The organism is Streptomyces sp. IBSNAI002 (genome assembly GCF_052244475.1).
GTDB lineage: Bacteria > Actinomycetota > Actinomycetes > Streptomycetales > Streptomycetaceae > Streptomyces.
The window spans coordinates 8533044-8557899 of the sequence record NZ_JBQPXG010000002.1 but is presented as its reverse complement, the minus strand read 5'-3'; the positions used below and the strand labels follow the sequence as shown (position 1 = coordinate 8557899).

General features: G+C 66.5%; 21 protein-coding genes and 4 pseudogenes. 11 read left to right on the top strand and 14 right to left on the bottom strand.

The window, feature by feature from the left end; all coding sequences use genetic code 11:
* The first annotated feature begins 1058 nt into the window (after window positions 1-1058).
* The 3 genes from ACTVZO_RS39735 to ACTVZO_RS39725 all read left to right on the top strand — a co-directional run bounded on the left by ACTVZO_RS39735 (window position 1059) and on the right by ACTVZO_RS39725 (window position 3798).
* Window positions 1059-2269 (top strand): IS3 family transposase gene (locus ACTVZO_RS39735; RefSeq protein ID WP_443302999.1). Its coding sequence is split into 2 segments (ribosomal slippage): window positions 1059-1305 and window positions 1305-2269, totalling 1212 coding nucleotides; the frame shifts between segments, so codons are not numbered across the junction.
* Between the two features lie 318 nt (window positions 2270-2587).
* Window positions 2588-2884, top strand: coding sequence for a hypothetical protein (locus ACTVZO_RS39730; protein ID WP_443302998.1), 297 nt, complete (start codon window positions 2588-2590; stop codon window positions 2882-2884).
* Window positions 2885-2994: 110 nt separating this feature from the next.
* On the top strand, window positions 2995-3798 hold the full coding sequence (locus ACTVZO_RS39725) for a transposase family protein (protein ID WP_443302918.1): 804 nt from the start codon (window positions 2995-2997) through the stop codon (window positions 3796-3798).
* A gap of 155 nt (window positions 3799-3953) precedes the next feature.
* Here the strand turns inward: ACTVZO_RS39725 and ACTVZO_RS39720 are convergent, their stop codons facing one another.
* Entirely contained in the window at window positions 3954-4811 is an 858-nt protein-coding gene (locus tag ACTVZO_RS39720; RefSeq protein ID WP_443302997.1) for a DUF4394 domain-containing protein, read from the bottom strand.
* Window positions 4812-4983: 172 nt separating this feature from the next.
* Here ACTVZO_RS39720 and ACTVZO_RS39715 point away from each other — a divergent pair, with 172 nt between their 5' ends.
* Window positions 4984-6750, top strand: a complete 1767-nt coding sequence (locus tag ACTVZO_RS39715; protein WP_443297370.1) for an IS1634 family transposase — start codon at window positions 4984-4986, stop codon at window positions 6748-6750.
* 433 nt (window positions 6751-7183) lie between these two features.
* Here the strand turns inward: ACTVZO_RS39715 and ACTVZO_RS39710 are convergent, their stop codons facing one another.
* Complete coding sequence (locus ACTVZO_RS39710) at window positions 7184-7402, bottom strand: hypothetical protein (RefSeq protein WP_443302996.1); 219 nt, start codon at window positions 7400-7402, stop codon at window positions 7184-7186.
* 222 nt (window positions 7403-7624) lie between these two features.
* Window positions 7625-7786, bottom strand: coding sequence for a hypothetical protein (locus tag ACTVZO_RS39705; protein WP_443302995.1), 162 nt, complete (start codon window positions 7784-7786; stop codon window positions 7625-7627).
* A gap of 30 nt (window positions 7787-7816) precedes the next feature.
* Here ACTVZO_RS39705 and ACTVZO_RS39700 point away from each other — a divergent pair, with 30 nt between their 5' ends.
* Window positions 7817-8014: a hypothetical protein gene (locus tag ACTVZO_RS39700; protein WP_443302994.1), complete on the top strand. Its 198-nt coding sequence runs from the start codon at window positions 7817-7819 to the stop codon at window positions 8012-8014.
* A gap of 422 nt (window positions 8015-8436) precedes the next feature.
* Here ACTVZO_RS39700 and ACTVZO_RS39695 read toward each other — a convergent pair.
* The 6 genes and pseudogenes from ACTVZO_RS39695 to ACTVZO_RS39670 form a co-directional block, all read right to left on the bottom strand.
* Window positions 8437-8822: pseudogene (locus tag ACTVZO_RS39695) on the bottom strand (IS6 family transposase); the annotation flags it as partial.
* A 667-nt stretch (window positions 8823-9489) separates the two neighbouring features.
* On the bottom strand, window positions 9490-10233 hold the full coding sequence (locus tag ACTVZO_RS39690; protein WP_443302993.1) for a hypothetical protein: 744 nt from the start codon (window positions 10231-10233) through the stop codon (window positions 9490-9492).
* Between the two features lie 929 nt (window positions 10234-11162).
* Window positions 11163-12188 (bottom strand): GNAT family N-acetyltransferase, encoded by a 1026-nt coding sequence (locus tag ACTVZO_RS39685; RefSeq protein ID WP_443303421.1) that lies wholly within the window; start codon window positions 12186-12188, stop codon window positions 11163-11165.
* Entirely contained in the window at window positions 12175-12345 is a 171-nt protein-coding gene (locus ACTVZO_RS39680) for a DUF5133 domain-containing protein (RefSeq protein ID WP_443303420.1), read from the bottom strand. The genes ACTVZO_RS39685 and ACTVZO_RS39680 overlap by 14 nt, the downstream gene beginning before the upstream one ends.
* A gap of 32 nt (window positions 12346-12377) precedes the next feature.
* Window positions 12378-12802, bottom strand: a pseudogene (locus ACTVZO_RS39675) (IS6 family transposase); the annotation flags it as partial.
* A 105-nt stretch (window positions 12803-12907) separates the two neighbouring features.
* Window positions 12908-14050 (bottom strand): hypothetical protein, encoded by a 1143-nt coding sequence (locus ACTVZO_RS39670; protein ID WP_443302992.1) that lies wholly within the window; start codon window positions 14048-14050, stop codon window positions 12908-12910.
* A gap of 388 nt (window positions 14051-14438) precedes the next feature.
* On the opposite strand from ACTVZO_RS39670, the gene ACTVZO_RS39665 reads away from it, so the two are divergent.
* The 5 genes from ACTVZO_RS39665 to ACTVZO_RS39645 all read left to right on the top strand — a co-directional run bounded on the left by ACTVZO_RS39665 (window position 14439) and on the right by ACTVZO_RS39645 (window position 19174).
* Window positions 14439-15161, top strand: a complete 723-nt coding sequence (locus ACTVZO_RS39665) for an IS6 family transposase (protein ID WP_443302991.1) — start codon at window positions 14439-14441, stop codon at window positions 15159-15161.
* Between the two features lie 471 nt (window positions 15162-15632).
* Window positions 15633-15827, top strand: coding sequence for a hypothetical protein (locus tag ACTVZO_RS39660; protein WP_443302990.1), 195 nt, complete (start codon window positions 15633-15635; stop codon window positions 15825-15827).
* A gap of 104 nt (window positions 15828-15931) precedes the next feature.
* On the top strand, window positions 15932-17185 hold the full coding sequence (gene istA / locus ACTVZO_RS39655) for an IS21 family transposase (protein WP_443302989.1): 1254 nt from the start codon (window positions 15932-15934) through the stop codon (window positions 17183-17185).
* Window positions 17186-17188: 3 nt separating this feature from the next.
* Window positions 17189-17992: an IS21-like element helper ATPase IstB gene (istB, locus tag ACTVZO_RS39650; RefSeq protein WP_443302988.1), complete on the top strand. Its 804-nt coding sequence runs from the start codon at window positions 17189-17191 to the stop codon at window positions 17990-17992.
* A gap of 249 nt (window positions 17993-18241) precedes the next feature.
* Window positions 18242-19174 (top strand): ATP-grasp domain-containing protein, encoded by a 933-nt coding sequence (locus ACTVZO_RS39645; protein ID WP_443302987.1) that lies wholly within the window; start codon window positions 18242-18244, stop codon window positions 19172-19174.
* An 8-nt stretch (window positions 19175-19182) separates the two neighbouring features.
* Here ACTVZO_RS39645 and ACTVZO_RS39640 read toward each other — a convergent pair.
* Window positions 19183-19988, bottom strand: a protein-coding gene (locus ACTVZO_RS39640) for an IS5 family transposase (protein WP_443302986.1) whose coding sequence is annotated in 2 segments (ribosomal slippage) — window positions 19183-19644 and window positions 19647-19988 — 804 coding nt in all. Because the reading frame shifts where the segments join, the coding sequence is not laid out codon by codon here.
* A gap of 12 nt (window positions 19989-20000) precedes the next feature.
* The gene (locus tag ACTVZO_RS39635; protein WP_443302985.1) at window positions 20001-20468 is read right to left on the bottom strand and encodes a hypothetical protein; all 468 of its coding nucleotides are present in this window, start codon (window positions 20466-20468) and stop codon (window positions 20001-20003) included.
* Window positions 20469-20581: 113 nt separating this feature from the next.
* On the opposite strand from ACTVZO_RS39635, the gene ACTVZO_RS39630 reads away from it, so the two are divergent.
* Window positions 20582-21346 (top strand): DUF998 domain-containing protein, encoded by a 765-nt coding sequence (locus tag ACTVZO_RS39630; RefSeq protein ID WP_443302984.1) that lies wholly within the window; start codon window positions 20582-20584, stop codon window positions 21344-21346.
* Between the two features lie 101 nt (window positions 21347-21447).
* Here the strand turns inward: ACTVZO_RS39630 and ACTVZO_RS39625 are convergent.
* The 3 genes and pseudogenes from ACTVZO_RS39625 to ACTVZO_RS39615 form a co-directional block, all read right to left on the bottom strand.
* Window positions 21448-22216 (bottom strand): annotated as a pseudogene (locus ACTVZO_RS39625) (transposase family protein).
* A 66-nt stretch (window positions 22217-22282) separates the two neighbouring features.
* Window positions 22283-23677 carry an IS30 family transposase gene (locus ACTVZO_RS39620; RefSeq protein ID WP_443302983.1) on the bottom strand — a complete coding sequence of 465 codons (1395 nt, stop codon included), beginning with the start codon at window positions 23675-23677 and terminating at the stop codon, window positions 22283-22285.
* Window positions 23678-23726: 49 nt separating this feature from the next.
* Window positions 23727-24630, bottom strand: a pseudogene (locus ACTVZO_RS39615) (IS3 family transposase); the annotation flags it as partial.
* Window positions 24631-24856 lie beyond the last annotated feature (226 nt).

The window sequence follows — 24856 nt, the reverse complement described above, 5'->3', positions numbered from 1 at the left end:
CACGGTCACCCCCGCCACGATGGAAGCAAGGAAGGCCAGCCCGGACCTCCCGGTCCGGCCGGTCCGGCGGGCCCGGCCGGTGCGGCGGGCCCGGCCGGTGCGGCGGGCCCGGCCGGTGCGGCGGGCGCGGCCGGTCCGGCGGGCGCGGCCGGTCCGGCGGGCGCGGCCGGTCCGGCAGGTGCGGCCGGTCCGGCAGGTGCGACGGGCGCAACCGGCCCGGCAGGTGCGACGGGCGCAACCGGCCCGGCAGGTGCGACGGGCGCAACCGGCCCGGCAGGTGCGACGGGCGCAACCGGCCCGGCAGGTGTCACAAAAACAACGCACGTCGTCTCCCCTCAGACAAACGTTGCTCCCGGCGGAATCGTCCAGGCGATTGCTACGTGCCCAGTCGGCAGCGTCGCCACAGGAGGTGGCTGGCTAACGTCAGGTAACGACAATTTCCGGTTTGAGCAAAACACCCCCTTCACTCCCCCTCAACAAGGGTGGGCAGTGACTGCACGGAATCTGGGGAGTAATACCGAATTCTTCCATGCCTACGCCGTGTGCACCCCGTAGCCAGGGCTGCCTCGTAGTCCTGATGGCTGGAGAACCCGCTGGTTACATGGGTGTGACGAACCTTCAGTACGGCATTGGGGCATGCACCGAAGATGCTTCTATTGTCCGTCAAGCGGCCTGTGTGAGGTCGGTCCTTGGGCTGTCTGTGCAGGTCAGCGCCCGGAAAGCCTCTCGGGCGACGTACCGCTTCAGGCAGCGGATGATGTCTCGCCGAGGTCAGCGTGGATCGGGCCCTCGACCACGGCGGTGTCTTCCGTCACCCCCGCTGCGCTTCAAGCGGCTGCGCCTGGACGTGACGGCGTCAGATGTACCCCTCTTCGGCCAGGGCCCTGCGGCGGCCGGTTGACGTGCCGTCAATGATGGGGCGCTGTACTGGGTGGCGGCGGGCACGTGTGGGGGTGGGTGTGCGTGTAGACAGGGGGCCCTGCTGACCGCAGTGAGGCTGATCCCTTGGAGTGGACACCCTGACAATGGATCTTGATGGTCCAGGGAGGGATGTCCAGGTGGGACGCAGGTCTCCGTATCCGGAGGAGTTCAGGAACGACGCTGTCGCGCTCTATCGCGCCGGGGCTGGGAAACGGACGTATGCGGCGGTGGCCGCGGAGCTTGGTATCACCGCGGAGTCGCTGCGGACGTGGGTCCGCAAGGCGGAGGGCCAGGCCTCGCCCGAGGGACCTGATCGCGGCGTGAGCGCGACGGACGAGCTGGCCCGGCTGCGGGCAGAGAACGCCAGGCTGCTGAAAGCCGAGCAGGAGTGGCGCCTCGAGCGCGAGATCCTGCGCCGGGCAGCCGCCTATTTCGCCCGGGAGGTGAAGCGAGACCCCGCCGCTGGGACTTCATCTCCGAGAACCGTGCCTACTTCGGCGTCAAGCGGATCTGCCGGGTGCTCGGGGTGTCCCGCGCCGGCTACTGCCGGCACCTGGCCACCGAGCAGGCACGCGCAGAACGCCGGGCCGAGGAGAAGCGCACCGTGGACGAGATCCGTGCGATCCATGCCGAACATCGAGGGGCGTATGGGGCGCCACGCGTCCATGCCGAGCTTCGGGCGAGGGGACGGGGTGTCAACCGAAAGCGGGTGACCCGGCTGATGCGGGTCAACGACATCGTCGGCCGGCACCTGCGGAGGAAGAAGCGGACCACGATCGCGGACAGGACCGCGCCGCCCGTGCCGGACCTGGTGATGCGCGACTTCAACGCGGACACGCTGAACACCAGATGGTGCGGCGACATCACGTACACAGCCGCCGGTGCGACGTGGCTCTACCTCGCCACAGTGATCGACATCTGCTCGAGGAGGGTCGTGGGCTGGTCGATCGCGGACCACATGCGCACCTCGCTGGTCACCGACGCGATCGAGATGGCCGTGGCCTCCCGCGGTGACCAGGTCCGCGGCGTCGTCTTTCACACGGAAAGAGGCGCCCAGTACAACGCGGCCGCCTTCGCCGACGTCTGCCGCCGGCACGGCATCCGTCGCAGCATGGGCCGGGTCGGCTCGAGCTACGACAATGCCCTCGCCGAGTCGTTCTTCCAGGGTCTCAAGCACGAATTGCTCCACGGCCGCCGCTGGACCTCGAAGGCACAGACCCGGCTCCAGCTGTTCCGCTGGCTGGCGTACTACAACCAGCGCCGTCGCCACTCCGCACTCGGATACCGCACCCCAGCCGAGTTCGAACAACAACTCATCACGACACGTACGCTGTCGCTCGCCGCATGAAACCCGGTGTCCGCTCCCCGGGATCAGCCTCAGGACACGTCGACGCCCGACGGGTAGACAAGCACACGAAGCCCCTGGTGGAGACGGATTTCTTGGTCGAAAACCCATCTACCAGGGGCTTCACCTGCCTGTCAGCCCAACTACCCGGCTCGACCAGCAGGTTGGAAAAGGCTCAGTGTGGTGGTTGTTGGGTGGGTGCACGGGGGGCCGTCGAAACGGTTCACTCCGACGCGCCCACGGAAAATAACACTCCCAATTGTTGCCGCCCCTAGAGTGGTCATCCTCCGCGATCGGCTGGCCATTAGGAAAGGCGACATCATGAAGAGGCTCTTGCGTGTGACATCCATTTCTGTCCTGGCGATCGCCGCAGGACTTGTAATTACCGGTGTGGCGCACGCCGACAACGGCAGCAATCAGGGCACCGGAAATACCGTCACCATGACTGCCGGCACCGGGCATCACGTCATCGCTGGCGACCACCACCCAGTCAACAGTGTCACCGGTCTGGGGCATCAAAGCCCTGTCGCCAGCGTAGACAACGGCGCCTCAATCACCCCTCCCTGGGTGTGCGATGACGGCACGGTCGTCTCCTCCCCCGGCTTCTGTGTCGAATAGGCGAGTAAAGGGTGCTGATGCCCCAATGAGCCTCTTTCATCCTGTCTCTGCGGGGTGAATGGGCAGGTCAGCGGGGTGGATGGTGACATGGCGAAGCCTCCGTCGTTGGTGTGGTGATCTCACTCATCACATCGGTGCCGGAGGCTTCGTTGGTTCCGTATCCTGCCACGCTCGACGTCCCGCATGAGCTGGTTGAGCATGTTTCCTGGCTTCTCCATGCCCGCCGACAGGAGCTGAACTCTCCCTGGCGGAGGCTGGGTTGCTTCAAGCAGGCTCTGCTTGCACTCGCCCACCTGCGGAAGAACGAGACATTCGCGCAGGTGGGAGCGGGGTTCGGGGTGTCGGAAGCGACGGCCTGGCGGTACGTCGAGGAGACCCTGGACGTTCTGGCCGCGTGGGCTCCGGGACTGCACGAGGCCCTCGTCGGTCTGGGTGAGGAAGACTTCGTCATCGTTGACGGCAGCCTCATCCCCACCGACCGGATCGGAGCGGACGAGCCGTACTACTCGATGAAGCACCGCCAACACGGGATGAACGTGCAGGTGATCGCCCGCCCGGACGGCACACCCCTGTGGTTCTCCCGAGCCCTGCCGGGCCGAACCCACGACCTGACCGCGGCCCGCGCCCATGGCATCGTCCAGGCTTGCCTGACCAGGCAGATCCTCGTACTCGCGGACCGCGCGTACCAGGGCGCCGGCGCGACCGTCCGCACCCCGTACTACCGGCACCGCGACCAGCCCGAGCATTACCAGCAGTTCAACCGCGACCATGCCCGCCTCCGGGCACCCGGCGAACGAGCCTTCGCACTGCTGAAATCGTGGAAGGTTCTTCGACGAGCGCGATGCTCCACCAACCGCATCGGCACCATCGTAAAGGCCGTCCACACCATCCTGACCTGCACCTATTCAGGATGAAAGACGTTCAATGAGGCAGGTGCGTCGAGGCTCCTGGTGGATACGAAATCTGCGTGTGCTCGTATCACCAGGAGCTTCGTGGTGTGTTCGGCCACCCTCGCGCCCTCGCGCCCTCGCGCCCTCGCGCCCTCGCTGCGGCGCGAGGGTCAGGCTGGTTATCGTGCGGTGTTGTCGTCGAGGGTGACGGCGATGTCCCGGACCTGGTTGTTGGTGCCGAAGGTGCCGAGTTCGGTGGTCTGGCCGTTGAGGATGTCGACGCTGGCGAGGCGGTAGCCGCCGCGGCCCAGGGCCTTGAAAACGCTGTAGCCGGTGTTGAAGCCGGTGACGGTGTTGTAGCGGATGTCGAAGCCGGCGTCGCCTTCGATGTCACGGCCGAGGTCGCCGAGGGATGCGAGGAGGCCGTCGTTGCCGGGGGACAGTACGGAGGCGCGGTCGGTGATGGTGTCGAGGACGAAGGCGGTGGAGTCGGTGGACTCGTCGCGGTCGTTGTTGGTGTAGCCGAGCGCGGTGACACCGAGCGCCGTCTCGTTGGGGGTCTCGGCACGCCGCAGCGCAGCATGGCTGGTGGTGGTCCGGGTGTTGAGGTCGTGGGTGAGGTTCTGGCCGGTGTCGGAGACGATGCGCATGTTGTCGGCCGCCGCGTCGAAGTCGAAGCCGAACGCGGTCCCGTCCAGAGCGAGCGTGAGCACGCAGACCTTGCGGGCCTGTGCGTTCTCGGTGTCCAGGACGTAGACGCCGCCCCTGTCACCCAGGCCGTAGAGCCGTCCGTCCTGGACACGGAAGTCGATGGCCAGGATCTTGGTGTCGCCTTCGAGGCCGGTCACCTTACCGATCGCCTGGGTCTTGGAGGGCTGGTCGACAGGGAACTCGACCAGCCGCATGTCGGTGGTCAGACCCAGAGCGACCGGAGCACGCTCCATCGGCGGCTTCGGGTTCGCTGAAGCAGCAGCCGGCATGACGACGGCAGCAGCCAGGGCGGCAGCGAGGGCGGCGGTGGCGATACGCAGGTTCACGGCAGGTCCTCTTGCCTGCGTTCCGCGTAATTCGGGCGGTCTAGAGGGTCTGATGAGGTGAAGTGCCTGGTCAGCAGCCTCGGTGGTGCCGAGCGGGCTAGAAACGCCTAGAGAAACGCTTTGGCCCGACTGCCCATTAACGGCATGACTCAGGCGTGTATGGTCTAGAGCGATGTATGTGAAGACGACGAGTCGGAAGACCAAGAGCGGCACGGTCCGCTACCTGCACCTGGCCCACAACACGTGGGACGCAGCGGCGGGGCGGTCGGTGCCCAAGCTGCTGTACGGCTTCGGCCGTGAGGACCAGCTGGACACCGACGCGGTGCGCCGCCTGGTCGGCTCACTGTCCAGGCTGCTGGATCCGGCTGCCGCACTGGCGGCGACCGCCGAGGCGAACACGGAGCTGGACTTCGTCGAGTCCCGCCCCTTCGGCGGCGCGTATCTCCTGGACCAGCTGTGGCAGCGGCTGGAACTCCCTCGCATCGTGGCCGCGCTGGGCACCCGGGGGCGAGGCCGTCCGCGGAATGTTGAGGCCACCGAGCGCGCCCTGTTCGCGCTGGTCGCGAACAGGGCCCTGGCACCGTCCTCGAAACTGGCCGCTGCCGAGTGGGTCAACCACGACGTGCACATTGACGGCCTGGACCCCGTCGACGACGACGCCTGCTACCGGGCGATGGACTGGCTGCACCAGATACGCGAGAAGCTGGAACAGCAGGTCTTCGATGCGGCTGCCCACTTGCTCAACCTCGAAGTCGACCTGCTGTTCTTCGACACCACCAGCACCTACTTCGAACTCGAGGACGCCGACCTGCCCGTCGCCCGCGACGAAAACGGCCTCCCCCTCCCCGAAACCGGCGACGGCGACGGCGACAGCGACAGCGACGGCGACGGCGACGGCGACGGCGACGGCGACGGCGTGAGCATGGGAGGGTTCCGGACCTGGGGGAAGTCGAAGGACTCCCGCGACGACCTGCCGCAGATCGTGATCGGGATGGCGGTCACACGTGACGGGATCCCGGTGCGGGTGTGGTGCTGGCCGGGCAACACCGGCGATTCCGCGTTGATACGCCAGGTCAAGGACGAGATGCGGGACTGGACCCTGTCCAAGATCGTGTGGGTCGCCGACCGGGGCTTCGCCTCCGCGGCCAACCGCCGCTACCTCCGCTCGGGCGACCACCACTACATCATCGGCGAGAAGCTCCGCTCCAACTCGCCCGAGATCAAGGCCGCCCTCTCCCGGCAGGGCCGATACCAGGACATCTCACACAACATGCGCGTCAAGGAAGTGAAGGTCTCCGAGAACGAACGCTTCGTGATCTGCCACAACCCCGAAGCCGCCACCCGGGACGCAGCGATCCGTACCCAGCTGACCGCCCAGCTCACCGAGCTGATCGAAGACAGCGACGCACTCTCGGACTACAAACGCGGCGAACTGCGCGGGAGAATCGCCGCGAAGCCCGGCCTGAACCGCTATCTGCGGACCACCCCGGCCGGCAAACTCCGCATCGATGCCACCAAGGCCAAGGCCGAGGCCAACCTGGACGGCAAGTACCTCCTGCGCTGCAGCGACCCGAAACTCTCGGCCGAGGACATCGCGCTGGGCTACAAGCAGCTCCTGGAAGTCGAGCGCGGCTGGCGCGACATGAAGCAGATCCTCGACCTCCGCCCGGTCTACCACCGCCTCGAAGAACGCATCCGTGCCCACGTCATCCTGTGCTGGCTCGCCCTGCTGCTGATCCGCATCGCCGAGACCACCACCGAGACGACCTGGCCCACCATCCGCCGCGAACTCGACCGGCTCCACCTGGGCACCTTCACCGGCCCCGCCGGCACCTTCCGCCAGCTCACCGACCCCACCAAGGCGCAACGCGACCTCCTGGCCAAGCTCCGCATCCCCACCCCGAAGAAGATCATCGAGGCCAGCACCACACCCCGCTGACCAGCAGCGATACCCCCGCCTAGAGAAACGCCTCACCGGCATGCTCAGGCACGTTTCCCCAGCTCAGACCCACAATCAAGCCTCTAGCCACGCTGAATTATGCGGAACGCAGGTCTTGCGGTGTGGGTGTACGCGACGCGTCGCAGCCTGACCCAACCCCGCCCCGGCTGCCACGAGACTCGCGCAGACCCCTCACGATCAGACCACCCCGTCACCCGCCCGGGCCCCACAGATCCTCAGAAGCCCGATGGTGAGCTGGCCCCGGTCGCAACGGCCGCCCCTGCGGCGGGAGCGCGAGCAGCAGCGTGGGAGCGCGGCCAGCACCATAGGAGCGGGGCTAACCGGTGACGATCACCTGGGTATCTGCCCGGTGATGGTGAGGACCCGGCAGGAGAGAGCCTGCCGGCTGCGGCATTGCGGGTGGCGCGGTTGTTCACCACTTGTGTCGTCTGCCGTGGACGGCCCTGGTCATGTGCCGCCCCGTCCCCGTCTCGATCCACGTGGTCGGTGAGAATCCGAAGCGGGTGAGTTCGGTGGTTGCTTCGGTGGGGTCGAATCCGGCAGTGGCGTACGTGACGGTGAGGGTGATGAGGCGGTCGGCAGTTTGGATGACCGTGAGGTCGATGCCTTCGGGCACGGGCTCGGCCAGCACCACATATACGGCACTCCAGCCGCCTGTGTCTGTGCTAGATCGTCCGCGGCTCAGTGACCCGCATACATGCGTTTCATACTGGCACATGAGACACGAACCAGCGGATTCTAGGCGCAGAGCCCACAGAGGGTGTGATTGCGGCTGACGGTTGTCGGAGCAGCTGCTGGCACATCGGCGGCTATCAAGGACTGCCAGCGGCCGGGCCCGGCGCCATGAAGTCCGTCAGCTGTGGTGCTGGTGTGCCTTCTCCTTCAGGAGGCGGCGGAAGCCGGGCAGGGCGTAGCGTTCGCCGGTCATGGTTCTGGGGCCGGGGATGCCGACGATGGTGGCCATGCACTGCTGGGGCTGGGTCTGCCAGCCTGCGACGCGGACACGCAAGCGCATCTGCTCAGCGTGTCGGTGAAGGTCCAGGAGGTGGAGCAGGCCCTCGACATCCATGGTGACGGCGTGCAAGTCCACCAGGAGATCGCGTTCCTGGATCGTCACGCGCCCCAACGCGCGCCGCAAAACCTCTCCCGCACCATCGTCGAGCTGCCCGATGACGCTGAGCAGCATCGAGCTACCACAGTGCTGGACATCCACCTCGATCAAAGTACCGCTCCCGCCATGTGAGGCTCCGAACCCAGGAGGACATACTGGCGCGGTACGGCGCGCGGGCACGTGCGCGGCACGCTGCAACCACAGATCCTCGGTCACCTCGGTGATCTGACGAGCCTGATCCGAGGCTGGCAAGGCAGCCGGAGCACACGAGAGCCCCGTACACGATGACATACGGGGCTCTCGCCGTGGGCGGCGATCTAGTTCGGTCCGCTGGCCGGGCACCGGAGGAAGAAGCCTTTCACGTTACGGCTTCCCTCAAGCACCGCCCCACGCCCGCAGCTCCCGCCCCGCCCGGCCCCGCACACGAACGACACCACCCCACCAGCCCCCGCCCAAGCCTGAGCCGTCAACACAGACGAGGGCGTTGTCACATTGTTGGCAGCAGATCGTTTGATGGTGCGTCAGGGCCTGATGGGGTATCGCCGACCCGTTGCTCAGGCCGTGGCGAGCACGCCGGTGGTGCCAGTGATCTGGTTCCAGATGGTGAAGCGGATGCTCATTTCGAAGCGGTACCGTCCGGCGGTCACGAGGTGGCGGTGGGGGTGGAAGTGGGGTGAGATCCCGGTGAACGCGGACAGGAACCGTTGCGCCCCGCCGACGCTGCGGAATCCTTTCATCGCCCGTTCCCGCTGCCTCGTCGGCTGATGAGAGTTCTCCGCCCGGTTGTTCAACCCCTTGTGGGAACGTGTTCCACCGAGGGCGTCACCTCACGGTGCGCAGCCCCGTACGACTTCAGCTTGTCGGTGACGATCACCCGGGGCACCTGCCCGGTGGTGGTGAGGAGTCGGCGGAAGAACCTGCTGGCCGCGGCCTTGTCCCGCGGATCCGCCTGCCGGTTGAGCACGGGCTGGTACAGGACGCTTGAGCCTGCGGCGCGACGTTTCCGGTCCAACTGCTCTTCGGTCCCATGCCCGTTGCGCGCTACGAGCGGGACGGGGCTCAAGGGGTCCCGCGGTCAAGGGTGCCGAGAACAGCCACGGCCTACGCACCCGTCAGACGGCGCGTTGAGGTTGCAGAACCCGCAGGCAGTGGGGTGGTGCCAGCGCTTCTCAGCGCCGCAGCGCTCGCAGGCCTTTCACATGGCGACAGGGGCCGGGTGCGCCCCCGGACACCGCCTTGGCGTCCTCGGCGGCCGCGGCGCTGGTGGAGCAGTCGGGCTTGCTGATGTGCTCGGATCCCGTCGGCGGCACTGGCGGTGTACATACAAGTGGGAGCCGCGAGGCGGGGCGGGCGCATGTCGTGTCCTTCCCGAGCCAGCTGACGGGAACTTAGACTGAGAAAGCGCGTGAGAGCGCGCAGCGCTCGGTCCGGGCGCAGCGAAGCGGAGCCCGGCACGCGGGGTTGGGGTGGCGCAGCGCAGCGGAGCCGCCCCAACCCTGGGCGGCACCGGGCCCGCAACGCCCGCCACCCACCGGGCTGAAATGCTTTGAGGGGACCGCAACCGGACGGGCTGCGGCCCCTCGGGGCAAGTTCGGCGCCCAGGGGCGCTAGGAAGCGTCGAAGAGCTCCTGAGCAGCCTTCAGTACCGTCCGACGGACCGCCAACGGATAGCCGAGACGGTCCGCCGCTCCTTCGGCGCCGAGCCCCGGCTCCGTGCGCATCAGCGCAACGATGCGCACGGCGCGCTCCTGCTGCAGATGCTTCTGAGCCGCAGAAGTCGAGACTCCCAAGACATCGACCGTGTGGGCGGAGGTCACCGCGGGGTCGGCGTCGAGGAGTTCGGCGATGCGGCCGGGGAGCAGGTCGCGGGGAACCATGTCGCCCGACCCCTTCGGCCGTCCTCTGGGGGCGGTCATGGTGCCGCGGCCGGCCGCGTAGGCGAGCACTGCGCACCTCGGCCAGTGCTCGACGCCGCCAACGACCACGGCATGGTCGGCGAGGCGGGGGTCGGTCCTATATGTGTCCACGCTGCGCGGCTTCACATCGAGCAGGACGGCCGCCTCGCGGCGGTCAAGCAGATCCTCCCCGTGCTCTACGTCCGGGAGGGCCGGCTGCGGCCGGCCGTCGCGGTACGCCTCCACCTGCTCCAGATCCCACAGCAGGACCTTGGCGCCCACGGAACTCACAGGCTCGGGAAAGCCCTCCGCGCTGTAGGGCTTGGCACGGCGGAAGGCGGCCCACTTCATGCCCAGGACAACGGCGACTTCCTCCCGGCCGACGGCTGTTCGTCCAGCGCGGATCACGGAGCCGACCTCCCGGTAGATGTGGCGCGCCGGCGAACTCCAGCGCACGGAGAAAAAATATACCGCACTATGGGAGCAGTGTGTGATGTGCGTGCCGTCGGATCAGCCGAGGGCTATGCTCTCCCTGATGACGCAGGCGAATTCTCTCGCAGTGTGTTCTTCGGTCGGCCGGCGCCCTTGCCACCCGCCTTCGGCGGAAGTGGGCGTCGGCCACATCTCCTTCACCCACACCCGCCCCTCTCCCTGCCTCCCCTTCTCTTTCCCTCTTTCCCTCGTGGCGCCTCCACTCCAGCCCAACTCTCAGACCTCCACAGCAACCCTCATCAACACCCCGCCACCAAGTCGACCCCAAACAGTCGCCCGACCAACCTCTCTGATCCCCTCTCCCCACGCCCATACCTAAAGTCTGAACTGTCACCAGAGCCGAAAGGCCTGGCTACCAGGGCAAATGCAGAATCGCCGGCGCTGCACCTTCCCCCCATGAATCCCCTCCTAGGGTCCCCCCACGCATCCCCCTTGGGCATCCCCCGATACTTCCCCCATGTTCGGAAAGCGCTTCCGGCAGGCGACACATCCACCAAAGCCAGTACGCAAGCAACGCTCGGGGCATCCAACACATCCCCCAACCCGGACCACCGAGGTCCGTTCCAGGGCAGGGGCAGCTTGAGCGCGCCCCGCCCCGCCGATGTAGTGGGGCTCCGAGGGCCGGCGGCGTTGCCGCTCCGGCAGGCTTGGATTCGGGCGCAGCACCGTGTCGGCGACGGCTCGGCGTCGCGGTATCTCCGGAGGGCGAGCGCGCAGCGCGATATCTGCCACAGCACCGTCGGAACGGCCGTCCAGACCGGGGGCTGGGCGAGGAGACCACTGCGGAGCTGGCAGCCGTCGGTCAAGCGGGGCCTGGTTGGTCTGAGCCCGAACGTACGCGGCCCTGGGAGTACCGCGCAGTGGCGGTGCTCCCAGGGCAGGGTTCGTTCCAACTAGAACTGGTCGGGCAGCCAGGGTTCGAGGGCTGTCGTGCTGCTGATGAGGGTGGTGAGGGCCTTCTCTGACAGGGACTGGAGTCCGGCCAGGCGGGCGGAGGTGGCGGTGCGGTAGCCGCCGGCGTACCAGACCGCGAGCTGCCGCTGGGTGAGGGTGACCTGACCGTGGATGGTGGTAGGGGTGATGTCAGCGCTGCCGTCCTTGATGTGGAGCATCCAGCGGTCCCAGCCGTCGTGCGTGGTGTTCTCGATCTCTATGGGGACTGTGGCGGTGAGGTCGTTGGGCCAGCCTCGGAGTCGGATGGCGTCGGGGATGTCGAGGATGCGGAGCATCCAGGGGTGCCAGGCTTCGGCAGTGGTGCGGTGGTGGCGGAGGCCTTGGAGGAGGGTGTGGTAGGGCGGGAGGGCGCCGCGTCGGAAGGTGATGGTGCGGGCGCGGGTGTTGTGGCGGCCGAGAAGGGCGAGCATGGCGGCCGCGGTGGGCTGGCTGGCGGCCCAGAAGTCGTGGACGACCAGGCTCATGCCGTGGCGTTCGTGTCGCTTCGTAGCGAGGGTGAGCAGGCCGGCGGTGGGGTGGCCGGGCCGGGCGAAACGGTACGTGGTGAGTGTGCTCTTGTCCTGCTTCCATTTGGTCCACCAGGTGGGCCGGTGGACGGGGCCGTTCCACTGGCGTGCGAGGTCGCGTTGGAGGGCTTCGGCTTCGTCGGTCAGGCCATGCTCGATCTCGAAGTCCTCGCTGATGAAGGACTGCTTGAGGTCGTCGGTGCTTACCGTCCAGGCGAAGACGTCAACGGGGGCTTCCCAGCCGAGGCGGCGGGCATAGCCTGTGGAGGAGGTGGTGATGGTGGAGATCACCGCTCCGCGTTCGATGAGGGGGCGCAGGCGTTCGATGGCCATGGTGGTGGCCAGGTGCTCTCCGCGTTCTTCGGGGGCGACGCAGCCGTCGCCGCCTCGTGCCTCGTCGCTGCCTGCGTCGGGGCGCGGTGGTGCCTGCTGACGGCTGATCCGATCAGCGAGTGGCAAGCACGGAGTCATCGAGGGGGCCCGTGCCAGGCAGGTAATGACGGGCGGCGATGAGGGCGGCGTGCACATCGGTCGTGCCGGTGGACACGCAGAGCGCTCGCTCGACGTCCTGGATCTCCCTGCGCACAGGGGAGCCGCCTGCCGCGGCGTCGAGCACGGACAGCGCCCAGTACCGGTCGACGAGGCCGGGGATCGGAGCTTGTCCGTGATGATCACCCTGGGCACCTGCCTGGTCGTGTTCATCAGCCGGCGGAAGAAACGCCTGGCCGCAGCCTTGTCACGACGGCTCTGTACCAGGATGTCGAGGACGTTGCCGTCGGCGTCGACAGCCCGCCACAAATACTTCCGCATCCCGCTGATCTTGATGAAGACCTCGTCGAGGTGCCATTTGTCACCCGGCCTCGGCCGTCGCCGGCGCAGAGCGTTCGCATACGCCTGCCCGAACTTCAGGCACCACCGCCGGACCGTCTCGTACGAGACGACCACGCCTCGCTCGAGCATCATCTCCTCCACCTCACGGAAGGAGAGGGGAAGCGGAAGTACAGCCACACGCAGTGCGCGATGATCTCGGCGGGGTAGCGGTAATTCGCGTACGACGGCGTGCTCGACGACACGAACAGACCCCTCCCCGGACGGACAACCCGAAGATCATCCCACCCCACCACCGACAACGTGACAAGGCCGACGCGGAGTCCTCGGGGCGTCTCCTTGGGGTGGCCTCAGGATTCATTCGATGTTTCATCGCTGTCAGAGAGCTTCTGCGGAGGGACGTAGCCCAGTGTTCGCATAAAGGTCTGCACTTCATCGCCATAATCTTTCCAGGTTTCCAGCTTTGTGTCCTCGGAGAGGCTTGAAAAATCCCCGTTCAGCCAGAATGCCAGCTTGAGATCTTCCTGCAGACTGCTGTACTGCATGGTGGCCGCATTGTCGTCCGGGAGCGGGGAGAACAGAAAGCTTCTGCAGGTTTCGGACAGGGTCTCGGGATTCGCGTGCCCAAAACTGCACAACAGCCCCTTCAGCCCGAATTCCTTCTGTGCGCGAATTGCGCCGTCCGCTGCGAGCCGTGTATGGCGGCCCACATAGTCTCTGACGATGGGCTGATTGAGAATATAGTCTTTGATGTCACCGTCCAGTCGGTCGACGGCGTCGGAGAACAGAATTACTTCGGATACGAGCGGAGTCTTCAGGTGCTCGATGATGAGAGGGGTCACCTCCATGATCGCATCGATGTCCAAGTCCGTACGAAGGAGCTGCCGGTACTTTTTGTTCGTATTCTGATAGAGGTCGCGTACCTGTAGGGCGTCAGGGGTCTGAGAGCTGATCCAGGATCGGAATTTCTCTTTATCATCAGTCAGTAGCGAGTTCAGAGCAGCAAAGGGATTCACGGCTGCCTGGTCCATGGTGACCGTGGGCTTAACGCTCTTTCCCGTCTGCTGCGAGCAGGCCAAAAGCAGCCATTCCTTCCCTTGCATTTTTGACAGTATGCCATCGCAAAAATGCATGTTTGCGCCCGGTGGACACTGCTGAGGCGAACTGCAGAACGAACTGGAGGGGAAGTTGCTATTCCACTCGGGCGAACCAACGAGTAGAATGCGCGCACCCGCTGGGGTGAACCGTTTGAGCTTCTTTCTTATCTGCTCCTGGAGGGGTGAGAGCGTGTAGTTTTCGACGATGCGGTCTTCATGCTTTCCAGCACCCAGGGTTCTCACCGCACCTTCGCCGCCCGTTTCCATGGCGATCAGCAGATTTTGGAGCGGGAGTAGCGCACCGCGATGCGTTTGAAGGAGCAGCTTCTGAGGCAGCGGATGGAGGGGAACGAATGTTTCCCCACTAAACCCACCATGGCCAATGATGATGATCATTGATTATTTCTCCATACCGGTGAAACGTTGAGCAGCTTTCGAGTCCCAATAATGCTGGCTCGCTCGGACATCAGGACCAATCCCGGCAGGTCAACCGAACGGGAACGACATGTGCGCCACCGACCCTGACGGCAGGCACGGCCGAAAGAACCGGGCGGGGTTCGTATCGCCTGTGGTGCCGTCGTATGCGAATCACCGTTACCTGGTGACGCTTGAGCGCGGCGTCATCGTCTCCTGCGAGACGTTTACTGGACAGACCCAAGGGACGAAGGCGTCGTGGAGTTCGGTGCGGCGTTCTCAGCGGACGAGTCGTTTGAACGGTGCTGTCACGTTGCCGGTGGCGGGGTGGGATGATCTTCGGACTGTCCGTCCGGGGAGGGGGCCGCTCGTGTCGTCGAGCACGCCGTCGCAGAAAAGCCACCGCTACTCGGCCGAGATCATCTCCCATTGCGTCTGGCTGTACTTCCGGTTCCCGCTCTCCTTCCGTGAGGTGGAGGAGATGATGCTCGGGCGCGGCATCGTCGTCTCGTATGAGACGGTCCGGCGGTGGTGTCTCAAGTTCGGTCAGGCGTACGCCAACAGCCTGCGCCGCAGGCGCCCGCAGCCGGGCGACAAATGGCACCTGGACGAGGTCTTCGTCAAGATCGGCGGGGTGCAGAGGTACTTGTGGCGGGCCGTCGACGCCGACGGCAACGTGCTCGACATCCTGGTCCAGAACCGGCTCGACAAGGCTGCGGCCAGGCGTTTCTTCCGCCGGCTCCTCACCACGACCGGGCAGGTGCCCCGGGTGGTCGTCACGGACAAGCTGAAGTCGTACGGGGCTGCGCACCGTGAGGTGATGCCCTCGGTCGAGCACCGCTCTCACACGGGATTGAACAACCGGGCGGAGAACTCCCACCAGCCCACCAGGCAGCGCGAACGCGCAATGAAAAGCTTCCGCACCGTCGGCGGAGCGCAACGCTTCCTGTCCGCGTTCACCGGGATCTCACCCCACTTCCGCCCCCACCGCCACCTCATGACCGCCGGCCGGTACCGCCTCGAAATGAGCATCCGCTTCACCATCTGGAACCACATCACCGGCGCCGCCGCCCGCGTGCTCGCCACGGCCTGAGCAACGGGTCGGCGATACCCCACCAGGCCCTGACGCGCCACCAAACGATCATGCTGCCAACAATGTGACAACGCCTGGAAGCGGCGATCAAGCTGGGGAAGTCCGCCTGCGGACTGGCCGACTACGAGGTGTGCGGTCCTTCCATGGCTGGTAGCGGCACATCAGCCTCGCGCAGCTGGCGGCGGCGTCTTGGCCCGTCAGTGATGCGCAGGCCGCGCGGGAGGAGGGCCCCTTGTCCGTCAGCCGGTTCGGCGGCGACCAGCCTGTCGGCCCCACGGAGCAGAGAGGGGGCTCCGGCTGACCCCACCAGCCCCGTTGACCCCATACGGTTCACCGCGTTCGAGATCCAACGGCTGGTCGTGCTGGTACAGCCCCTGCTCCCACATGAGGAACGGATCCGGCGCGGGCTGGCCTGGTACCTGTGGCGACGGCTCCACCAGGCTGTTGCGCGGGCCTGCCACCGGCGCCAGCGTGCCGCTACCCGAGCGGCCTCGCGTCCACCGCCACACGGACCCGAAACCGAACCACAGCAGGCCTCCTGATCTACAGCTGAAGGGACGGATCGCCCGCCTCGCCGCGGACCCCCGCATCCGGCGCTCCGTCGGCCTCACCGGCGTCTACTGGGACAACGCGCTCGCCAAATCCTTCTTCGCCGCTCTGAAGTAGGAACTCGGCGCCCAGCACGCCCCGCCCGCCCGCCCTGTCGTTGCTCCCGTAAGAATGACCCCCAGGTGCTCCCGCAGAATTAACCCCCCTTGATCATTTGGAGGGTGCTGAAAGTGGAGGACTGGGCCGAGATACGCCGTCTGCACCGGGCGGAGGGTGTGCCCATCAAGGAGATCGCGCGGCGGTTGGGGGTGGCCCGGAACACGGTGCGGGCCGCGTTGAACTCAGACCGTCCGCCTGTGTTCGAGCGGGCCCCGCGGGGTCATGTCGCGGACAGGTTCGAGCCTCAGATGAGGGCTCTGCTGCAGGAGTGGCCGACGATGCCGGCGCTGGTGATCGCCGAGCGGATCGGCTGGCCGTATTCCTCGGCGCCACTGCGTAAGCGGCTGGCGCTGATCCGGCCGGAATACCTCGGGATCGACCCGGTCGACCGGGTCACCTATGAGCCCGGCGAGGTTGCCGAGTGCGATCTGTGGTTCCCGGAGACGAAGGTTCGGGTCGGCGCCGGTCAGGAGCGGGTGCTGCCGGTGCTGGTCATGACCTTGGGGTTCTCCCGCCATATGTCCGCGGTGATGATCCCCTCGAGGCAGGCCGGCGACATCCTCTCGGGCATGTGGCAGCTGATCCACGAGATCGGCCGGGTCCCGAAAACGCTGGTCTGGGACCGGGAAGCGGCGATCGGCGGAAGCGGGAAACTCACCTCACCAGCTGCGGCGTTCGCCGGAACTCTGGCCGCCAGGATCAAGCTCGCGCCGCCCCGCGACCCTGAATACAAGGGGATGGTCGAGCGGAGCAACGGCTACCTGGAGACCTCGTTCCTGCCCGGCCGGCAGTTCGCCTCCCCGGCGAACTTCAACCAGCAGCTGCAGGAGTGGCTGGTCAAGGCGAACTCCCGCACCGTCCGCTCGATCCAGGGCCGCCCGGTCGACTTCCTCGAGCGGGACTACCTGTCGATGACGCCCCTGCCTCCGGTCGAGCCGCCGGCCGGTCTGAGCTCGAGGATCCGGCTCGCCCGTGATTACTACGTCCGGGTCGACACCGGCGACTACTCGGTCGATCCGCAGGTCATCGGCCGGTTCGTCGACGTCACGGCCTCTCTCGAGGAGGTGGTGGTGTTCTGCGACGGCCAGGTCGTCGCCCGGCATGAACGGTCCTGGGCCAAGCAGGCCGTGGTCACCGATCCCGCCCATGCCGCCACGGCCAAGCGGATGCGCCAGGCACTGGCCGAGGACCGGAAACGACGCCAGACGTCAACCCGCCGGCATCCCGACGGCCATGCCGTTGCCCTTCGTGCCCTGCCCGACTACGACGCCCTGTTCGGCGTCGACTTCGATCAGCCGTCAACGAAAGCAGAGTGACACGTGAGCTCGACTGCCCTCACCACGGCGACGAAGGACGGCCTTCCGTCCATGATCGCCTACCTGACCCGGGTCCTGAAGACCCCGACGATCGGCGCTTGCTGGGAGGACCTGGCCGCCCAGGCGAGGGATGAGAACTGGTCCCACGAGGAGTATCTGGCGGCCCTGCTTCAGCGGCAGGTCGCCGACCGGGAGTCCAAGGGCACCGTGATGCGGATCCGCACCGCCCACTTTCCGCAGGTCAAGACGCTCGAGGACTTCAACCTGGACCACCTGCCCTCACTCCGCAGGGACGTCCTCGCGCACCTGGCCACCGGGACGTTCGTCTCGAAGGCGGAGAACGTGGTCCTGCTCGGGCCGCCCGGGATCGGCAAGACGCACTTGGCGATCGGCCTCGGGGTCAAGGCCGCTCACGCCGGGCACTCGGTCCTGTTCGACACCGCGAGCAACTGGATCACCCGCCTCGCCACCGCCCATCAGGCAGGCCGCCTCAAGGCCGAGTTGAAGAAGATCCGCCGCTACCGGCTGATCATCATCGACGAGGTCGGATACATCCCGTTCGACCAGGGCGCCGCGAACCTGTTCTTCCAGCTGATCGCGTCCCGATACGAGCAGGGCTCGGTGATGGTGACCTCGAACCTGCCCTTCGGACGTTGGGGAGAGACCTTCTCCGACGACGTCGTCGCAGCCGCCATGATCGACCGACTCGTCCACCATGCAGAGGTCCTCACCCTCACCGGCGACTCCTACCGCACCCGCCAACGACGCGAACTCCTCGCCAAGGAGAACCGCACACACCGCGACTGAACCAACCCCAGGGGGTCAATTCTGCGGGAGCAGAGCGTGCTCAATTCTGCGGGAGCATTGACACGCCCACGCCGCCGCCGCCGCCGGAAGGACGATCTTCGACGCCATCGAAGGCCGGTGCAAACACTCGTCGACGCTCGGCGAGGGCCCGGGAGCCTGGCCCCGCGAGCTGCCCGAATGTCCCTGGGCAGCTGTCCAGGGACATCTGAGAATGGAACTACAAAGTCGGGCAGGGTGCAGGAGGTCAACATGGTGAGCATCTCCGGAACCAAGGGCGTCCGCCCTGACGTGTGGCTGCTGCTCGGGCCGAGCCGCTACAGATGCGGCTACCCGGATCGCGATGTAGCTGCCTTCCGTGCCGCGTTCGGGTCCGAGTGCGTTGTGACGTGCGACCGGCTGGTGATGGGCGTCGAGGGAGGGCGGCTCGTGCTCCGGGACGTGGAGGGGCGGCCGTTGCTGCCCCCCAAGGTGGTCTACCCTAGGATCCGCGCGGACCTGGACGGCGGGCTGGCCCTCGTATCCCATCTGCAGGCCATGGGCAGTGTCATTTTCAATTCGGTCGAGGCCCGGCTGAACTGCGTCAACAAGTTCCGCCAGCTGCGGCTGCTGACGCTCGCGGGGATCCCAGTCCCGGACACCTACGGCAGCGTGCACGCCCCGTTCACAGACATCCTGGGCGCGGGAGTCCCCGACCCGTGCGTGGTCAAGGCGGTGCGTGGTAGCAAGGGCAGCCGCGTCTTCCGGGCGACACACGACATGCTGGAAGACCTCCACGGCAGTCTCCGGGACGACGTCCCCTACATCTTCCAGCGCTTCCATGCCTTCCGTGCCGGCCAAGACCTGCGCGTGGTCGTCGTCGACGGCCGGGCGGTCGCTGCGAAGGTCCGGTCCAGCGTTACGGGGTTCAAGTCCAACATCGCACTGGGCGGGACATCGCAGCCGTGCCTCGGCCTCTATCCGGAAGGGGAACGGCTGGCATGCCGTGCGGCCGAGGCCGTCGGAGCGGGCCTGGCCGGCGTCGACCTGCTTTTCGAGCCCGATGGCACCTTCACTGTCTGTGAAGTCAACACCAGCCCGGGCACGAAGGAGCTGCCCGAAGTCACGCCTGCGATCATCGAGGCCTGCAGGGCACGCATCGAGACGCCGGCCGACCGGCCTACAGCCCTGCGCATCGCCGCTTAGGCGACATCTCATTTGGTGAGCCTGCGGTAGCAGATGAGGGTGCAGGCGATGCTGGTGAAGGCGAGGAAGTGGTCGGCTTTGCGTGCGTAGCGTCGGTGGAGTCGGCGGCAGCCCGCGAGCCAGGCCATGGTGCGTTCGATGGTCCAACGGTGGCGGCCCAGTCGTTGGGAGGACTCGACGCCCCTGCGGGCGATGCGGTGGGTGATGCCGCGTCCACGTAACCATCGCCGCAGGTGCGGGTAGTCGTAGCCCTTGTCCGCGTGGAGCTTTCCCGGCTTGCGCCGTCGGCGTCCACGGCGGGAGCGGACCGGAGGGATGCCCTTGACCAAGGGGATCAGGGCCTGGCTGTCGTGCAGGTTCACGCCCGAGATTCCGACGGAAATGGGCAGACCGGTCCGCTCAGTGATCAAGTGGATCTTCGAGCCGTACTTGCCCCGGTCGACAGGATTCGGACCTGTCAGGTCCCCCTTTTCAGGGCCCGCATGTTCACCGAGTCGATCGCGCAGCGGGACCAGTCCAGCTCACCGCGGGCACCGAGCTCGTCGAGCACCACGCGGTGGAGCTCGGCCCATACTCGCGCCTTCGACCACTCGCTGAACCGCCGGTGGGCTGTTGCCCCGGACAGTCCGAACGACGCTGTCGGCAGCTGCTGCCACGTGCAGCCCGACGTGGCCACGAACACGATCGCCGCCAGAACCTCCCGGTCACCATGCCGCCGCCGACCACCACCCTGAGGCCGCGACGGCGCCTCCGGCACCACCCGCTGGAACAGCTCCCACAGCTCATCCGGCGCCAGCCGCTCAACGATCCCCATGACCCGTCGCGCTTACGACTCGCTTGAGGAGTCGGCCTCGGTCCAGGTCGCCTGGAGGTCACGGCAGACAACCGTGAGTGTGCCCTCCCAGCAGGCGATCTCGTGGCTGCAGCCGTCTCTGTGCGGCAGGATCTCGTCGAGAATCACAGCCCCGAGGTCCGTCCCCCGGCCCTCATCGGCCGGGTCGATGAAGAAGCCGGACACCCCTACGTAGCGGATCAGCAAGTCCTGGTCGTGCTTCCAGCAGTTGTGCTGGAACTCGACCTCCATCTCCTCGCCGCCGGCTCCCCGGACGACCCGAAGCGTCAGGTCCTTCACGCATCGCAAGCTGCGGAAGTCGTAGTGGTCCGCGTCCGTTGCGAAAGCCCTGGCGCCTGGCGGCAGGTCACCGGAGATCGAGGGCAGGTGGCTCAGGTAGCGAGACGGGTCCAGGGTCCCTGGCAGGTCGCCGACCTGCGCATCAAGATTGACGTACTCCATCGGCCTTCGCCCCCGCCCCTGGATTCCTACTAGCCGATGAATCGTCGCACAGACTCGCCAAATGAGATGACGTCTAAACAGGCGTCAGAGGGACTGACTTGCGACGATTCAGGATGAAGATGCTCAGTGGGAGACTCTCCCTCGTGCGTCGACCGGCTGTGGCGGTCGCCGGTGGCATGCCCTACCGCGACTTGGAGGAAAGGCTTCTCGTGCAACGCAGAGTATGGCTTTCGGGCGCGATCATTTTGATAGTCAACGCTCTACAGTGGGTGATTGCCGAGGCAGTCACCGCCGCCGCCTGGGATAGCCCACCGCACAGCTATGCCACGAACTACATCAACGACCTTGGTGTGACCGAGTGTGGAGCTAGGTTCCAGGGGCGTGAGCTGTGCTCGCCCATGCACACGCTGATGAACGTGTCGTTCGTGGCAGAGGGCATCCTGTTTGCGACCGGTGTGGTGCTGCTCGCTCAGCTGCTGGACGGGATTGCGCGCCGGGTAGTGATCATTCTCGGGATCGCTCACGGTGCCGGGATGGCCGTCGTCGGCTTCTTCCCCAGCACACCCGACCCCAGTTCAGGGGCTGTGTTTCAAGCCGGGGCCGCCGGAGTAGCCATTCTGTGTTCCAACCTCGTCGTGATACTGGCCGGCGCACTGAAAAACCTGCGGTTGCCCGCCGCGTACCGCATCTTCAGCATTGCGGTCGGCGTGCTCGGCATCATCAGCGTGCTCCTTGTGGGAGTGTCCGAGCGCACGGTTGGGACGTTCGAACGGGGCAGCGTCTATGCGTGGCTGCTGTGGAGTGTGGTCACCGGCATGCTCTTGCTCGTTCGGGGGGCGCCACAGCCTGCCGTGTTGGGTCACGTCCGCGTCAGCTGACCGGCGGCGGCGTACGCGAACCACCTCCAGGGCACTGTGACGTGAACGATGCATGGCGTGTACACGCCATGCATCGTTCACGTCACAGTGAGCCTTTTACATCATCGTTCTGAGCTGGCCAGATGGAGGGTGAGAGCGGCCTGGACGATGCTGGTGATGCGGGTGGTCGAGCATCGCACTTTGCGGAGGAGCCGCCAGGCTTTGAGGGTGGCGACGGCCGGCTCGACGAGGGCCCGGATCTTCGCGTGGGACCGCTTCACCGCCTGCTGGCCTGCGGAGAGGGTCTCCCATCGTCCCCGGCACGGGATGCGGACCGGGTCGCCGGCTCCTCGGTAGCCCATGTCGGCCCAGCACCGCATGCCGGCCTGTGCGAGGGCGTCGATGATGCCGTGGTCGCAGGCTGCGCGGATGTCGTGGACAGCGCCGGGCAGGGCCGGTGAGGCCCACAGCAGCCGGCCGAAGGGATCGGCGAGGATCTGCACGTTCGTCCCGTGCTTCTTGTGTTTGCCGGAGTAGAACGGCCGGTCCGCGGCGATGCGGTCGATGGCCAGCAGCGTGCAGTCCAGGAGCAGGTACGCCTTCGCCGACGCGGTCCGCACCGCGTCCGCCAGACTCGGGGCGAGAGCGGCCAGGAGATTGACCGCCTCGGTGATGTACCGGTAGGCCGTCGTGGTTCCGATGCCGAAACCGGCCGCGAGCTGGGGCGTAGGTATGTCTTATCCGCAGATGGGCGAGGGTGAGCAGGGCCTGGCGGCCGGCGGTCAGACGTCGCCACCGGGAGCCGATGGCGCGGCGGTGGCGCCGCAGCTGCTGCGTGAGGAAGCCGAGGGCGGAGCCGGACACGTCGACGCCCGACGGGTAGACAAGCATGCGAAGCCTGTGGTGGAGCCGGTTCCCTTGGTCGAAAACCCATCTACCAGGGGCTTCACCACGTTGTCAGCCCAACGGCCGCACACCAGAGGCAGGTTGGAAAAGGCTCAGTAGCTGCTGGTTGAGTGCCTCGGCCGGGGTTTTCCAGCCGAGTGTCTTGCGCGGCCTGGTATTCGGTGCGTGGGCGACGGCCTCGATGTGTTCGGCGGACCACCGCGAGAGGTTGGTGCCCTTCGGAGAATACTGGCGCAGGCGTCCGTTCGTGTTCTCGTTCGTGCCTCGCTGCCATGGGCTGTGGGGACCGGCGAAGAACACGGGAATACCGGTCTCGACGCGGAATTGCGTGTGTGCCGACATCTCCTTGCCCCGGTCCCATGTCACGGATCGCCTCAGCTGCTCGGCCCGTTTCGACATGGTGTTGGCGAATGCCTTCTTCATGGAGATCGCGCCGTAGCCGGCCAGTGCGGGGCCGTTCTTCGTGCGAGGGATTGTTCCGTATCCCTCTTCGCGGGGCAGGTGGACCAGCATCGTGAACCGGGTCGACCGCTCGACTACGGTGCCGATCGCGGAACGCTCCAGCCCGATGATCAGGTCCTCTTCCCAGTGGCCGGGAACAGCGCGGTCTCCGGCCTCGGCGGGCCTCTCGCTGATCAGTGCTTCTGGTGTGACGTGAGCCCAGGTCTTGCGTCGTGAACGCGCTCGCGGCGCACGCAGAGCGCGACGAAGGCACAGGATGAGCTCGCGTTTCAGCGCTCCGCGGCCCTGAATGTAGAGGGCCTGGTAGATCGCCTCGTGGCTGATGCGCATGGACTCATCATCCGGGAAATCCAGCTTGATCCGGTTCGCGATCTGCTCCGGACTCCATGCCTGGACCCATGCCCGATCCTGGCGATGAGGCTTGTTCCGCCCCGTCCACGCGCCTGTCACGGGTCCTGCGATCGTCTTGCCCCCGGGCGGGCTGATCTGACCGGACAGTCGCTCTTGGACGTAGGCGTACAACCGCGGATCGGCGACCAGCTTCGACGTCTTCGGCCGACGTGCGGCCACGTCCGATTTCCATTGCGCGACCGATGCCCGATAGTCGAGCTTCCCACCCCGGGTGGCCGCGTTGCGCCGCAATTCACGGGAAACCGTCCCCGGATCACGGCCGACCTGCCGAGCGATTTCACGAACGCCCTCACCCCGGGCATTGAGGAGCGCGATCTCCTCCCGCTCAGAGAACGACAAGTACCTGCCCGAATGCGGCTTCGGATCGAACGGTCGCATTCCGCGACACTGCCGAAACCAGCGCGTGGCCACCGCCGGCGCCACGCCGATAACCCCAGCTGCTTCCTCCGCGAGGAGACCCTTGGCTATTTCATCCCAGAACGCCGCTTCGATAGGACGCTGGTACTGCGGGTGCCCCGGAGACCTCAACCTCGGCCGCACCGCCCGATCGGCTGCCTGCTGACGACGAACCATCCCACACCTCGCTGATCATGAGGTGTTGCGGCGACCGATTGAATCCGCCCTGCGAGCCCCTGTCGGTGTGGAACACGACGCCGTCCACCCGGCTGCCGCGGGCTGACACCGCCATCTCGATCGCGTCGGTGACCAGCGAGGTCCGCATGTGATAGGCGATCGACCAGCCCACCACCCTCCGTGAGCAGATGTCGATCACGGTGGCGAGGTAGAACCAGCTCCCGCCGACGGCTATGTAGGTGTTGTGGCCGCACCACCTGGTGTTCAGGGTGTCCGCGGTGAATTCGCGCATCACCAGGTCCGGCACGGGCGGCGCGGCCTTGTCCGCTTCTTCTTCCGCAGGTGCCGGCTGACGATGTGGTTGACCCGCATCAGGCGGGTCACGCGCTTGCAGTTGATCCGCCGTCCCCTCGCCCGCAGCTCGGCATGGACGCGCGGGGCACCATAGGCACCATCGTGCTCGGCGTGGATGGTTCGGATCTCGGCCACGGTCCGCTTCTCCTCGGCCTGGCGCTCGGCGCGGGCCTGCCCGGTGGCCAGACGGCGGCAGAAGCCGGCCCGGGACACACCGAGCACCTTGCAGATCCGCTTGACGCCGAAGTCGGCGCGGTGGTCAGAGGTGAAGTCCCAGCGGCGGGGGATCACTTCACCTCCCGTGCGAAATCGGCGGCTGCCCGGCGCAGGATCTCACGCTCGAGGTGCCACTCCTTCTCAGCCTTCAGCAGCCGGACGTTCTCGGCCCGCAGCCTGGCCAGCTCTTCCGCCTCGCCGCCCGTGTCACGGCGGCCGGGCACGGCCTGATTCTCGTCCTCGCGTACCCACGTCCGCAGCGACTCCGCGGTGATGCCGAGATCCGCGGCCATTGCCGCGTACGTCCGCTTCCCGGCCGCGGCACGGTAGAGCGCGACCGCGTCCTTCCTGAACTCCTCCGGATACGGAGACCTGCGTCCCACGTGGACGTCCCTCCCTGAATCATCAAGATCCATTGACAGGATGTCCACTCCAAAGGATCAACCTCAGTCATCGATTCGACCTGCCCGATGGACTGCGCCTTCGGACGAGCGGTCCGATTGGTGCAGGTACGAGCATAGGGAGACGATGAAGAAGAGATTCATGACCATTTCCGCGCTGGCGGCCCTCTTGGCGGCTACGGCGACCCCCGCGCATGCCGCGGAAGAG

Coding starts and splice junctions, on each gene's coding strand:
- ACTVZO_RS39730 (WP_443302998.1), top strand. CDS start 2,588: ATGAAGAGGCTCTTGCGTGTGACATCCATTTCTGTCCTGGCGATCGCC.
- ACTVZO_RS39715 (WP_443297370.1), top strand. CDS start 4,984: ATGTATGTGAAGACGACGAGTCGGAAGACCAAGAGCGGCACGGTCCGC.
- ACTVZO_RS39705 (WP_443302995.1), bottom strand. CDS start 7,786: ATGCGCTTGCGTGTCCGCGTCGCAGGCTGGCAGACCCAGCCCCAGCAG.
- ACTVZO_RS39670 (WP_443302992.1), bottom strand. CDS start 14,050: ATGATCATCATCATTGGCCATGGTGGGTTTAGTGGGGAAACATTCGTT.
- ACTVZO_RS39645 (WP_443302987.1), top strand. CDS start 18,242: ATGGTGAGCATCTCCGGAACCAAGGGCGTCCGCCCTGACGTGTGGCTG.
- ACTVZO_RS39635 (WP_443302985.1), bottom strand. CDS start 20,468: ATGGAGTACGTCAATCTTGATGCGCAGGTCGGCGACCTGCCAGGGACC.
- ACTVZO_RS39630 (WP_443302984.1), top strand. CDS start 20,582: ATGAAGATGCTCAGTGGGAGACTCTCCCTCGTGCGTCGACCGGCTGTG.
- ACTVZO_RS39620 (WP_443302983.1), bottom strand. CDS start 23,677: ATGGTTCGTCGTCAGCAGGCAGCCGATCGGGCGGTGCGGCCGAGGTTG.